Origin of the sequence: Thiocapsa marina 5811 (assembly GCF_000223985.1) — a bacterium.
Taxonomy (GTDB): domain Bacteria; phylum Pseudomonadota; class Gammaproteobacteria; order Chromatiales; family Chromatiaceae; genus Thiocapsa; species Thiocapsa marina.
In genome coordinates, this window is sequence record NZ_AFWV01000005.1 from 295,239 (window position 1) to 308,465 (window position 13,227).

General features: G+C 67.1%; 8 protein-coding genes. 7 read left to right on the top strand and 1 reads right to left on the bottom strand.

What is annotated here, in order from left to right; translation table 11 throughout:
* Positions 1-6 precede the first annotated feature (6 nt).
* The 4 genes from THIMADRAFT_RS09140 to THIMADRAFT_RS09155 all read left to right on the top strand — a co-directional run bounded on the left by THIMADRAFT_RS09140 (position 7) and on the right by THIMADRAFT_RS09155 (position 8,309).
* The gene (locus tag THIMADRAFT_RS09140) at positions 7-1,506 is read left to right on the top strand and encodes a hypothetical protein (RefSeq protein WP_007192732.1); all 1,500 of its coding nucleotides are present in this window, start codon (positions 7-9) and stop codon (positions 1,504-1,506) included.
* Positions 1,503-3,371 (top strand): SrfA family protein, encoded by a 1,869-nt coding sequence (locus tag THIMADRAFT_RS24645; RefSeq protein ID WP_007192733.1) that lies wholly within the window; start codon positions 1,503-1,505, stop codon positions 3,369-3,371. Before THIMADRAFT_RS09140 ends, THIMADRAFT_RS24645 begins: the two co-directional genes overlap by 4 nt.
* A 190-nt stretch (positions 3,372-3,561) precedes the next feature.
* Positions 3,562-6,555 carry a virulence factor SrfB gene (locus THIMADRAFT_RS09150; protein ID WP_007192734.1) on the top strand — a complete coding sequence of 998 codons (2,994 nt, stop codon included), beginning with the start codon at positions 3,562-3,564 and terminating at the stop codon, positions 6,553-6,555.
* A gap of 20 nt (positions 6,556-6,575) precedes the next feature.
* On the top strand, positions 6,576-8,309 hold the full coding sequence (locus THIMADRAFT_RS09155) for a hypothetical protein (protein ID WP_007192735.1): 1,734 nt from the start codon (positions 6,576-6,578) through the stop codon (positions 8,307-8,309).
* On the opposite strand, the gene THIMADRAFT_RS09160 is transcribed toward THIMADRAFT_RS09155, so the two are convergent.
* The gene (locus tag THIMADRAFT_RS09160) at positions 8,284-10,221 is read right to left on the bottom strand and encodes a 2OG-Fe(II) oxygenase (protein WP_007192736.1); all 1,938 of its coding nucleotides are present in this window, start codon (positions 10,219-10,221) and stop codon (positions 8,284-8,286) included. The genes THIMADRAFT_RS09155 and THIMADRAFT_RS09160 overlap by 26 nt on opposite strands.
* Positions 10,222-10,708: 487 nt before the next feature.
* On the opposite strand from THIMADRAFT_RS09160, the gene THIMADRAFT_RS09165 reads away from it, so the two are divergent.
* The 3 genes from THIMADRAFT_RS09165 (at position 10,709) to THIMADRAFT_RS09175 (ending at position 13,226) form a co-directional block, all read left to right on the top strand.
* Positions 10,709-11,173: a c-type cytochrome gene (locus THIMADRAFT_RS09165; RefSeq protein WP_007192737.1), complete on the top strand. Its 465-nt coding sequence runs from the start codon at positions 10,709-10,711 to the stop codon at positions 11,171-11,173.
* Between the two features lie 75 nt (positions 11,174-11,248).
* Positions 11,249-12,028 (top strand): HAD family hydrolase, encoded by a 780-nt coding sequence (locus tag THIMADRAFT_RS09170; protein ID WP_007192738.1) that lies wholly within the window; start codon positions 11,249-11,251, stop codon positions 12,026-12,028.
* A gap of 13 nt (positions 12,029-12,041) precedes the next feature.
* A complete protein-coding gene (locus THIMADRAFT_RS09175; protein WP_007192739.1) occupies positions 12,042-13,226 on the top strand; it encodes an aminotransferase class I/II-fold pyridoxal phosphate-dependent enzyme in 1,185 nt (394 codons plus the stop codon).
* The last annotated feature ends 1 nt before the right edge of the window (position 13,227 follow it).

Genomic DNA, 13,227 nt, shown 5'->3' on the forward strand with positions numbered 1-13,227 from the left:
CTTTGATTGGCACCGTCACTTCGGATCGCGCGGGTCGACATCAGCGGCTATCGGCTGCCGACCGAGGAGCTTGCCGGGCTCGACGACCTGCATCGCGAGCTTCAGACCCTCATTCGCCGCCATCTGCCCGGTGTCGTCGCGTCGGTCTTCGCCTTGCCCGTGCCCTGCGCCGACGGCAAGACGGTCGACTGGTACAGCGACCTGCCGGGCCAGCCGACGCGGCTGACGGACCTGCCGGGCGCGCGCCGAGCCGTCATGAAGGCCAAGCTCGAGGAGCGGCTCGATGCCTTGCGTCGTCTCGCCGATGCGCTACCGACACGGGTGAAGGGATCCGAGCCCATCGCCGCCATCCTGCGCGCCGCGACCCGGTATCCGGACGACTCGCATGTCTACGTGATCGGCGACGAGCCCGTGCTGACGCTTTGGGGGTTTGTGCTGGTCGAGGCGTCGAGGCGCGGGCGCGCGGTTGGACCTGGCCTTGCCTCGGCCTCCGCGCCCGAGCCGCCGGTGCGGCGCCGTTCCCGGTGGGGTTGGGCCCTTGCGGTTGCGCTGATCCTCGGCGCGGGTCTCGCCGGGGGCGGCTGGCTGTGGCTTGAGCGGCGCGAGATGGACTCGCTCGCGGCCGAGTTGCAGGCCGGACTCGAGGCGGCATGCGCCGGGCCGGATCGGCTCGGGGCGCTCGCGCTGCGGATCGACCGACTCGATCCCGAGCGCAAAGGCTACGCGGAGCTGCGCGAGCGGATCGCCGCGGAGCAGGCCCGTTGCGCGGCGGCAGCGTCGCTCGATCGCGCGGTGATCGCCGCCGATTGGGATTGCTCGCGACTCGCCGAGATTCGACGCGGTCTGGCCGGATCGGGCGGCGAGCCGTCGACGTCCGAACGGGATCTCGGCCGCAAGCCCTTTGCCGGCATCGTCGCACGGCTTGACGAGCGTCTCGGTGTCTGCGAGACGTCCGCCCGCGCTGCGGCGGAGCTGGAGGAGCGACTCGGCAACTGCGCCGCGCTCGCCGAGCTGGGTGTTGCGATCGATCTGCCGGCGTCGAAGCCGGAGTCCGAATTGGCGTCCGAGGCACCGCCGGACGAGACGCCTTGGCAACCGGTCCGTGAGCGACTGACCCGCGAGCTTGCACGCTGCGCCGAGGCCGATCGGATCGTCGTCGCGCTGGATACGGCACTGGAGGCGGACGACGGCGGGTGTCAGGCACTCCTGAAGCTCGATCGCGAGTCGGCGGGGCTGGATCTCACTCGCGAACCGCTCGCGGGCCTGCGAGAGCGGCTCGATACCGAGCTTGACCGCTGCGCCCGCGCACAAACCTATCGGCAGAAGCTGGTGGATGCTCAAATGGACTGCGCAGCCTTGCGCACGCTCGCTGGGGAGCTCGCCGCAGAGGACGCCGAGCGCGAGCCGCTGCGTGCGATCCGCGGTCGGCTCGACGAGGCGCTGTTGCGTTGCGATACACTGGAGAAACTGGAAGAGGCCGTCGGCGAGGGACTCAAGCGACCATGATCGGACCTTTACTGCGCACCGGAACACTCACCGACTATCACCCGGTCGGCGCCGTCGGCCACCCGGTGTATCTCGCCGCGGCCCAACTGCGCGCCGCCTTGGCCCGACGGCTCGGCCCGGATCTCGCCGACAGCTTCGCCATCCCGCAGCGCAACGAGGACGGCGATACGCTGGATTGGTACGCCCCGCGTCCCGGCCCGGTCGTGCCCTGGAGTGCGGCGAGCCCCGAGGAGCGTCTCTCGGCCCAAAGCCAGCTCCTGGAGAATCGCACTCGGATCGACGAGCTTGCCGGCACCATGCAGGCCGATCCGGACCCCGAACGCCAGGTCTTTGCCCGGCTGCTCGCTCACGTCTTCAACTTCCCGGACGAGGACCATGTCTATCTGGTCGACGGTCGCCCGGTCGTGACCTTTTGGGGTTTCGTCCGCGATCGCGAGGCGGTGGGCTCGGACCCCTTGGTGAACCTGGGACGGTTCGCCGCCCCCCCGACGGAGTGGTCGCTCGACGTCACCGACGAGCCTCGGCAAGACGCGAGCCCGGCCCCGGTGACTCGCCGCGGTCTCCCCTGGTGGATCTGGTTTCCGCTCCTGTTGCTTGCGCTGGTGCTTTTGCTTCTCTTCCTGTTGCGCGGCTGTGTGTCCGAGTCCTCGACGCCCTTCGCCGAGTGGGCCCCGGAATGGGTCCCGGACTGGGTTGCGGATGAGCTCACGCCGATCCTGCCGGAGCCGCCGAGCGAGGAGCGGCTCTCGGTCGATCCGTCGATTCGGGACGAGTCGATGGTTCGCGATGTGACGATCGATTCCGGACAGCTGCGGGATCGCACCCTGATTGAGCGCGACATTCGGAGTGACCGAACGACCGACGCCAGCTCGATCTCGGTGACGGACGAGGACGTCGCACTCGACGAGACAAGGGTCTCGGGGAGCGAGTCGACGAGCCTGCTGGACGAGACCGATAGCCTGTCTGAAGGGACGTCGGTCTCGGACGAGGCGATCGGCACGGATGCGGGGGAGGCGGGCGGGGAGCGGCCTGTGCTTCCCGACGAGGCGCTTGATCCGGATGCGTCCGAGGGCACGCCGATCGAGGGCGAGGTTGCGGGCACGGATGCCGAGCTGCCGATGACCGAATCGCTCGGGAGCGACCTGCCCCCGGACGAACCGGCCTCGATCGATCCAGCCGCAGTCGATCCCGATGCGGACACCGGCATCGTCGATCCTACAGCCGATCCCACGCGTTCTGATCCGACCGCGACCGATGCCGACGCGGCACCGCAGGAGGGACAGGAGGCCGAGGACGGGGCTGGCGAGATACCCCCTGTGCCGGACTCGTCGGATGCCGTCTTGCCGGAGAAAGGCCCCGAGCCGCCGACGGGTGAGGGCGATGCAATCCCGGCGACGCCCGGTCTTCCCGGCTCGAGCGCAGGCGAAGCCGAAGGCGTGGTCTCCGGCACCGCACCGGCTAAGGGCGGCGTAGCCGGACCCAGTACTGCGCCGGGCGCGTCCAAACCGAGTCCGAGTCCAAAGGTGCTCGGCGGCCTGACCAGCGGCTGGCGCACCGCCACCTCGCTGCAAGACCCCAAGACCGGCCTGCCGATCCAGATGGAATACCGTACACAAAACGGTCAGGGTCAATTGCGACTCAAACGCCACGACGGCAGTGTCTGCCAGAGCGGTGCCGCGGCATCGGTCAAAGGCGAGCGTTTGGTGATCGACAGCAGCGGCGATATCCGCTGCGCCGACGGCACCAATTTCGGCCGGCCGAGCGTGGAGTGTGCGCCGGATAAGGACGGCAAACCCGACTGCGTCGGCCGTTATCCCGGCGGCGGTACCTTCTCGCTCGACGTGCAGGGTGCGAGCGGCGAATGAGCGGGAGAGATGCTGATCGTCGAGAGCGTTCAACGTTTGGTACATCCACGGCCCCTAGCGGGAACACGGTTTAAAATGATTTTTTTCAATCGTCTAAACCGCGCCGGCTCCAACAGTCGTCAGATCCCTCGCGGCCGACCCCATCAGAGAACAACGCATACCGCGCCGGGCGCGGTTTAGGTTAAAGCCCATGCTCGCGAGACTGGTGAACTTCGAAACCAAGGTGACGCTGATCGCCGACAGCGGTGTTCAGTTCCTCGACTTCGGCTTGACCCTCGCGTTGCGCAAGGCCCTGCCGGGAGAGTTCGTGGTGCAGGAGAGCAACCGCTCGCTCGCGCGCCTGCTCTACGACGAGCGCACCAACCAGCTCTACTGGCCCGACCGTCCGGGCATTCCGCTGAAGTCTCAACTGAGCGTGCCGGTCGACGACTCGGCACGCCTGCTCGACGGCATCTGGCTGCCGGTGCCGGTGCTGCGCCTGCACCCGCCGAGACGCTTCGCGACGGGGCCGGAGACCTGGGCACGGCTGCGGCTCTTAGCCCTGTCCGCGGAGGAGGCGGCGGCGACCGATCACACCCATCGGCTCACCCTCGCCATCGACACCAACCTGCTCCCCGATGCCGAGGACCTGCGCTATCTGGCGCCGACCGAGGCCGATGTCGGCGCGGGCGCGGCCTTCGCCTTCGCGTACCGCGCGCACGAGATCGGCTGGTTTCCGGAGCTGCCCTGGGTGGCGGGCTGGATCCAGGAGGTCTTCGACGAGCGCGCCGGCCCGCGCCTGCGTCTGCCGCCCGAGGACGTGGAGGCGGAGCGCGAGCGTCTTGCCCACCATGCCCATTATCTCAACCTGCTCGCGGTGATCGGCGAGGCCGGCTGTATCCCCGAGATCAAGCTGCTCGGCAACAAGGCGACCGACGTGCAGCCGGCTGTGCCGGTCGACATGGTGCTTGACGTCGGCAACTCGCGCACCTGCGGTATCCTGATCGAGCAGCACGCCAAAGAGGGCGACGTCCTGGGACGCCGTTACGAGCTGGAGCTGCGCGACCTGTCGCAGCCGCAGCACCGCTACAACGAGCCCTTCGAGAGCCGCGTCGAGCTGGCCCAAGCGACCTTCGGCAAGGAGCACTGGGCGCACAAGAGCGGACGCGCCGGGGCCTTCCTCTGGCCGACCATCGCCCGTGTCGGTCCCGAGGCGGCCCGCATGGCCGGACGCCGTCGCGGCACCGAAGGGGCCACCGGCATCTCCAGCCCCAAACGCTATCTCTGGGACGAGGACCGCTTCGACACCGGCTGGCGCTTCAACAGCGCCTTCGTGCGCACCGAGATCGAGCCGATGGCCACGGCCGCGCCCTTCTGCAATCTCATCAACGAGGTCGGTACCGCGCTCTACACCTTGCCCGAGGCCGACCGCATGCCGGTCTTCATGCCGCACTACTCGCGCAGCGCCATGATGATGTTCATGCTGGCCGAGGTCCTGACCCAGGCGCTCTGCCAGATCAACAGCCCGGCGCAGCGTCTGCGCATGCCCACGGCGGATCTGCCGCGGCATCTGCGCACGCTCATCCTGACCATCCCGCCCTCGATGCCCAAGCAGGAGCGCGATCTCTTCGCCGAACGGATGCACCAGGCCGTCGGGCTGGTCTGGAAGGCGTTCGGCTGGCACCCCGAGGACGCACCGACCGAGGGTCCCGGCGCGGAGCTGGCCTGGCCTCCCTTCCCGGCCATCGAGGTGCGCTGGGACGAGGCGACCTGCAGTCAGGCGGTCTATCTCTACAGCGAGATCCAGAACACCTTCGCCGGGAGGGCGGAGGAGCTCTTCGCCATCGCCGGCCGAGCACGCGATGCCGAGACCGGGGGACAAACCGCAGGTGAGGGGCCGCGCCTGCGCATCGCGACCGTGGACATCGGCGGCGGTACGACGGACCTCGTCATCAACGACTATCTGCTCGAAGGCGGCCGCACGGGTGCGAATCGTACCATCGTGCCGGAGCAGCGCTTTCGCGACGGCTTCAAGGTCGCCGGCGACGACATCCTGCTCGAGGTCATCGGAGCGACCCTGGTGCCGGCCATCAAGGAGGCGGTGATCGGCGCCGGGGTCGACGAGCCCGACGCACTGCTCTCGCGCCTGATCGGCGCGGATCCCGTCGATGTCCAGGAGGGGATGCTCCGCCAGCAGTTGGCGTTGCAGGTGCTCTACCCGGCCGGGCTCGCGGTGCTGAAGGCCTACGAGCGCTTCGATCCGGTCCACGGCAGCGAGCCGCAGACCCTAGCGCTCTCCGATCTGGTCGCCGAGATCAGCCTGGAGCACCCGACCGATGCCGTCCTGGACTGGTTTGCCGACGGCGTGCGCGATGCGACGGGCGGGACGGTCACCGGCTTCTCGCTGCTGGACTGCCCGGTTCGGCTCGATCTGGACCGCACCCATCAGTTGTTCATGGAAGAGCGCCTCGAGGTCACCCGCGCCGTGCGCTCCCTGTGCGAGATCGCGCACCTCTACGACTGCGACCTGCTGCTGCTGACCGGGCGCCCGTCGCGCTTGCCGGGCTTCCAGGCACTGGTGCGCGCACTCCTGCCCTTGCCGCCGGATCGGATCATCGCGATGCACGACTATCGCACCGGCGCCTGGTATCCCTTCAATCGACGCGGCCGCATCGCGGATCCCAAGACCACGGCCGCGGTCGGCGCCATGCTCTGTCTGCTGGGGCAGGGGCGTCTGCCCAACTTCTCATTCCGAGCCAACGCCTTCCGCCCCTACTCGACGATCCGCTATCTCGGCATGATCGACCGCAACCGGATGATCAAGGCCGGCGATGTCTATTACAGCGACGTCGACCTCGACGACCCCGAGTACCAGTTGCCCGAGACCACCATCCCCATGACCGGGGTGATGCACATCGGTTATCGTCAACTCGCCGCCGAGCGTTGGGGTGCCCAGCCGCTCTATCTGCTCGACTTCGCCGACGACGAGGTCCGCCGTCTGCTCTACACCCAGGGCGGCGTGCTCCAGGTGCGCCTGGAGCGGATGCGCGGCGTGAATGCCGAGCGGTTCCGAGTCGCCGCCGTCGAGCTGGAAGGCGGACGTGCCTTCGGTCGCGGTGTCGTCGCCCTGAAGCTCAACACACTGACCAGCATCGGGTTCGATCAGGACAGCTATTGGCTCGACAGCGGGTCGATCCTCAGGTGAGGCTCAAACAGCGAGGTGTCATGCACCGAGACACGACGAATCTTCGAATCGTCACGGCTGCGGCCATCCTGCTGGTCCTTGGTCTGCCGTTGCCGTCAATCGCCCAAAACCAGGCGCCCGACGGTCTTCCGGATGCATCCCGGCCCGAGTCATCCCCGATTGGGACCCCGTTCGGTACGCGCGATGCCGCGTCGCTCCAATCGCTCGAAGCACTTCACAAAGCATTGTCGAGTCAGGAAAAACAGGTTGCGGAGACGCAGCGCCGGCTGATTGCGGCGGAGGATGATGTGACCAGGCAAGCGCTCGCCGATGAGCTTCGCGAGCTCAGGGAACAGCTCGACGAGCAGCGCCGGCAGTTCGAGCGTTTCGCCCTGGAGATCGATCTCCGGCCCTTTAACGACGAGGTCGATCAACCCTTCGATTGGCAGGAAGAGCTCAACAAGCTGCTCAAGCCGATCCTGGCCGAGTTGGAGAGTGCGACTGCGGAGTCCCGCGCAATCGGCGAGCTGCGAGCCGAGCTCGATCAGGTCGATGAGCGCAGGGCGCTTGCCGAGAAAGCGGTCGCGAGCTTGGAGGGTCACCTCGCCGATGGTCCGTCCGATGATCTCAGGGTACGGATGGAGGAGCGGCTCGACCACTGGCAGCGCGTCGCCGACGATACCGCCAATCGCTACACCGCGCTCGATCTCCAGCTCGAGAATCGGCTCGAGCAGCGTCAATCCGTTCTGGACGAAACGACCGCGTATGCCAAGCGCTTCTTTCAGACCCGCGGACTGAATCTGCTCCTGGCCGTCGGCGCCTTCTGTGTGGTCTTCTTCGGGGTCAGATATCTATCCTCGTTGGTCGGTCGGCTCCAAGCATCGAAAAACGGCGAGGGGACGGCGCAAACGCGGTTCAGCAGTCGTCTGACCGCGTTGCTGTTGCATGTCTTCAGCGTGCTGGGCGGTTTGATCGCGATGATGCTGGTGTTCAACATGGCGGGCGATTGGTTCATGCTCGGCATCATCGTCATCTTTCTGATCGGCGTCGCCTGGGCCAGCATCAAGACGCTTCCGAGCCAGCTCGAAACCGTGCGGTTGGTCCTGAACATCGGCGCGGTCCGAGAGGGCGAGCGCATCCGGTTCAACGGTCTGCCCTATCGGGTCGAGGTGCTCGGCTTCCGGGTTCGTTTGGTCAATCCGCGGCTCGACGGCGGGCTCCAGGAGATCCCGGTGAATGCATTGGTCGGACTCTATTCCCGACCCGCCGGGGCAGACGAGGATTGGTTCCCGACCCGAACCGATGACTGGGTCGAGCTCGCGGACGGGCGCATGGGGCAAGTGTCGCGACAGAGCCCGAGCGCCGTTCATCTCAGGGAGATCGGCGGCGAGGATGTCGTCTACCCGACCGACGTCTTCGTCGGTCTGAACCCCCGCCGTTTGTCCGAGGGTTTCCGAATCGTTTCGGCCTTCGGGATCGATTATCGGCATCAAGCCATCGCGACCGCCGAGGTGCCCGAACGGATGCGCAAGAGGCTTGAGCAGGGGCTGCCCGACGTGATTCCGCGGGATCACATCAAGGCGGTTGCGGTCTATTTTCGGTCGGCCGGGGCCTCGTCCCTGGATTACGAGATCCAGGTCGATCTGTTTGGCGAGGCCGCACGCCACATGCCGCTGATCCGCCACGCCATCCAGCGCATTCTGGTCGATGCCTGCAACGATCACGGATGGGAGATTCCCTTCACCCAGATCACCCTGCATCAGGCGCCGGGCTGAGGCTGGACTCGACGGCCGTTTCGGCGAGGCACACGGCGAGCTTCAGGAGATGCTCGAAGGCCTGTCGCGCCAGATCGGGGTCGATGTGCTCGAGCCCGCTCAGGAGATTCGCGACCAGAGCACCGGTCGGCTCGGTGCCGGTCGATGCGTCGAGATACCGGTAGGCATCGACGGGGGATTGCGCGGCGCGTGGGCCGGGGAGGGCGCGCACGAGTGCCTCGGCGGCCGGGCGCAAGGTTTCGGTCGTCCCGATTCCGATCCCGGCCCGGGTCTCGATGACCCGGTTCGCGGCGCGCGCGAGCAGCTCGGCGCAGGCGATCGGTTTGGTCAGTGCATTCCCCGCGATGATGTCGTGGATCAGCCGGTGCGCACGCTCGGGCGGGAGGGCGGCGAGCGCTTCGACGAGTGCCGGATTGTCGGTTGCACCGTAGGCCCCGGCGGCCATCGCTCCGCCCGCAAAGGCGTCGATCTCGGCGAGGTCGCCCAAGGCCGCGAGGTGCTTCAAGTAGGCCGCCGCCGCGCCGTCCTCGCTGGCCCGGCATCGGACCCAGTCCGAGTCGGGCCAATCGATTCGAATCCGTTCGGCGAGCTGGCGGGCCTCCTCCCGGAGCGGCGACTGAGGATCGGCACCGGCCTCTCGCCAGTGCCGCACCAGATCGCCGAGGAAGGGGACGCTGACCTCCAGTCCGCCTTGGCTCACCACGGCCGCGCGATGGGTGCGCGGCCAGACGACGAGGGCGGCGCGTTGATAGAGTCGATCGAAGCTGACCCCTTCGTTTCCGGTGGCCTCCTGAAACTCGATCTCGTTCGGCTCCAAGTCGTCGAAGGCGCCGGGCGGGGAAAGCTCCTCCAGCTCGAAGGGCAACGGACCCAGGTCCGGATGGCTCCCGTCGGGATGGCGCCAGGTATCGACGATCTGATGGCTTTCGTCGACCTCGCCGACCTCGAAATCATCCTCGTCGTGACGGCCCCAGTAGCCGCCGCCGGTGTGTTCCGCCCAACCGGATTCGTTAATCGAGACCAGTGCGAGAAAGAGGTCGCAATCGGCCTCCCGCGCGGCGCCAACCAGGAGACCCGCGGCGGCCGCATCGGCGCCCTTGAGCCGATCGAACCCGATCTCGGCCGGGGTGTAGGCGTGCTCCAGAGGATAGATGAGTTTCGTGAGGGTCGGCTCGGCCGACTCGCCCGCCCTGGGCGTGCCCCATGACTGCAGCAGCTTGACCGCCCATTGGTGCTCGCGATCATAGTCCGGCGGTCCGAGCGGCTGATCCTCTCCGGTGCGGATGAGGTTATAGACGAGGGCCAGCCGGTAACCCGAGACTACCGGCAGAACCTCATGGAGACAGTCCGCATAGAAGGCCGCGAAGGCCACCTCGGAGGGCTCGTCCCGACGCAGATCCAGGCGCACCTCGCGACCCCGATGACGCACCAGCAGTTCGCCGCCGCGATGCTCCGAAGGCAGGACGACCACGAGCGTCGCGAACATGCCGGGCGCCTTCTCGCTGTCGCGGTGGCTGATGAAGAAACTGCCGGTGTCGTAGACCAGTAGCTTGTAGAGCTCGGCCGTGACCGCTCCGTTCACCCCGAGTCCGGCCGTTGCCCGGGCGACCATGGTCTCTAGGTCTCGCGCCCACGCCTTGCCCGAGATATGCACTCGTGCGCCGTCGATCTGCCAGGTCCGGCGCACCCCGGTGTCGACCAGGGTCTCGGTGCCCCGCCCGTAGGGCGCCTGCTCCGCTTGGGCGACGAGGGCCTCCGCCTGCGCGGCCAGGAGCGGGAGCGACAGGGCGCCGACGCCATCGACCTGGATGCGCGGCGGATGCATGTCGACGGTGCCGGCCGCGTAGAAGTCGCCGGGCCGTTCGACCTCGCCGAGAAGTGTCGCCAGTGATCGGGTGAGTTGAGCGCTCATGTGACCTCTTAAACCGCGCCCGGCGCGGTATGCGATGTTTTTGGATGGCATCGGCCCCGGCCGATTTGACGAGTGCCGGAGCCGGCGCGGTCTAAGCGATTAAAAAATATATTATTTTAAACCGCGTCCCTGCCAAAGGCTGTGCATGAACCAAACGTCGAACTCTCTCGAAAATTCAGCATCTCGCTCCGGACGCGGTTTAGGTAAAGAGAACGTATCGAAGCCGCGGATGCCTGCCTTCGGTGCCGATCGGAGCAGCCCGAAAACCGATCGGGATCTTGCCACCGATCCCACCGGGTTTCATTACTCGTGCGAGCCGGTCCGGCGGCCTTGCTCGGGCTGGCAAGCCGGCCGGCATGGGTTATCATGCACCGGCCTTTGATGCTCGGTCAGCGGCGTTTATCGACACTCGGGGTACTGGAATTTGCCGCCGGGCTCCCCCACGTTGCACCGGGCGCGGAAATCAAACCAACATGGAGACAGCCGAATGAACCGAATCCTAGCCAGCACCGTCCTCGGGATCGCCGCCCTGGGCGTCGCCAGCACGGCACTTGCCGACCTCAAGCCCGAGGAGCAGATCCAGTACCGTCAGGCCGGCTACAGCTTCATGAGCTGGAACATGGGCAAGATCAAGTCGAACCTGGAAGGCGACTACAACGCGGAGCAGGTCGCCGCAGCCGCGAACGCGATCGCCGCCATCGCCAACTCCGGGATGGGCGCACTCTATGGGCCGGGCACCGATAAGGATGTGGGCAACGTCAAGACGCGGGTCAAGCCGGAGCTCTTCACGAACATGGAAGACGTCGGCAAGATCGCCGGGAACTTCGTCGCCGCTGCCGACAATCTTTCCAAGGTCGCTGCCGGAGGCGATCAGGTCGAGGTCTCCAACGCCTTCGGCAAACTCGGCGAAACCTGCAAGGCCTGTCACGACGAGTACCGCATGAAGGACTGATCCGCGATCCTCGACGGTTCGCGACGAGGCCGCCGCGTTGGCGGCCTTTTTCATGACGGCTGCAGGGGTCCACGCATGCTTGGCTTCAAGGCAATCATCTTCGACGTCGACGGAACGCTCGCCGACACCGAGCGAGACGGACATCGCCCGGCCTTCAATGCGGCCTTTGCGGAGGCCGGTTTGGATTGGGTGTGGGATGCGGAACGCTACGGCGAGCTCCTGCGGGTGACGGGCGGCAAGGAGCGGATTGCGACCTACATCGCGGAGGAGGGGATCGGTCTGGATCCGTCGCTCGACGCGGCGGAGATGATCGCCGGACTGCATCGCGCGAAGACCCGTCACTATGTCTCGATGCTCGAAGGCGGCGCGATTCCGCTGCGACCGGGCGTGCTGCGCTTGTTGCGCGAGGCGCGCGATGCGGGTATCCGTCTGGCGATCGCGACCACGACGACGCCCGAGAACGTCAGCGTGCTCTTGGACAACGCAGGCGAGCCGGGACTGCGCGATTGGTTCGAGGTGATTGCTGCCGGCGATGTCGTGCCCGCGAAGAAGCCCGCGCCCGACATCTTCCTGCTGGCCCTCTCCGAGCTCGGGCTCGACGCGGCGGATTGCGTCGCGGTCGAGGATTCGGACAACGGGGTTCGCTCCGCCCTCGGCGCCGGCTTGCGTGCCCTTTTGGTCACGGTGAACGATTACACCGCGGGACAGGATCTGAGCGACGCACCCCTCGTGGTGGATCATCTCGGGGAGCCGGATCGTCCTGCACGCGCCCTGATCGGCGACTTGGGCAACAGTCGGATGGTGGATCTCGAGTCGCTCGACCGGATGCATCGCGCCGCCTTCGGTCGGGGCTGAGTCGAGCTGCGCGATGCCGACCTCCGCCGTCAGCCGCTTGTCCGGGCAGGCACGTCGGGTCGAGCCCTTCCATGTCATGCGCCTTCTCGCGCGTGCCGGGGAGCTCGAGGCGCTCGGACGCTCCATCGTCCACATGGAGGTCGGCGAGCCGGATTTCCCGACACCCGGCCCGATCCTGGAGGCGGGTCAACGTGCCTTGGCCGACGGCCGCACCCGCTATACCTCGGCCGGCGGACTTCCGGCGCTGCGCCGGGCGATCGCCGGCTATTACGCCGATCGGTACGACACCCCGGTCGGCTCCGAGCGGATCCTCGTCACCCCGGGAGCCTCGGGCGCGCTTCAGCTCGTGTTTCTGGCCCTGCTCGACCCGGGCGATCGCGTGCTGATTGCCGACCCGTCCTATCCCTGCTACCGACAGGTCTTGCAGCTCATGGGGATCGAGCCGATCGCCGTCCCGGTGGGTCCGGATACGGATTATCAGCTCACGGCTGCGCGGGCCGAGGCCGCTTGGGCGGAGGGCGTTCGCGCGATCGTCGTCGCCTCCCCTTCCAATCCGACCGGTGCCTCGACCGCTTTCGACGTGCTGAGCGAGCTCCATGCCTTGTGTCGAGACCGCGGCGCGGCGCTCGTCGTCGACGAGATCTACCAGGGCCTGACCTACGACGTGCAGGATCGCACCGCGCTGTCGCTGGGCTCGACCGATCTCTATGTGATCAACAGCTTCTCGAAATACTTCGGCATGACCGGCTGGCGGCTCGGCTGGCTCGCCGGTCCCGAAGATGCGGTCGAGGTCATGGAGCGGATGGCGCAGAACCTCTTCATCGCCGCGAACACGCCCGCCCAGCATGCCGCTCTCGCGGCTTTCGATTCGGCGACCATCGCGGTCCTGGAGACCCGCCGCCTGGAGTTCCAGCGGCGGCGCGACCGGCTGCTGCCCGCGCTGCGTGATCTGGGGTTCTCCATCCCGGTGGAACCGACGGGTGCCTTCTACCTTTACGCCCGTTTGCCCGAGGGCCTGAAGCTCGACTCCATGACCTTCACGAGCCGGATGCTGGAGGAGGCCGGTGTCGCTCTGACACCCGGTAACGACTTCGGCCGTCACGATGCGGCGCGCCATGTCCGCTTTGCCTACACGCGCGAGATCGAAGAGCTCGACGAAGGGGTCAGGCGGATCCGCGACTGGCTGGCCGGGATCTGAC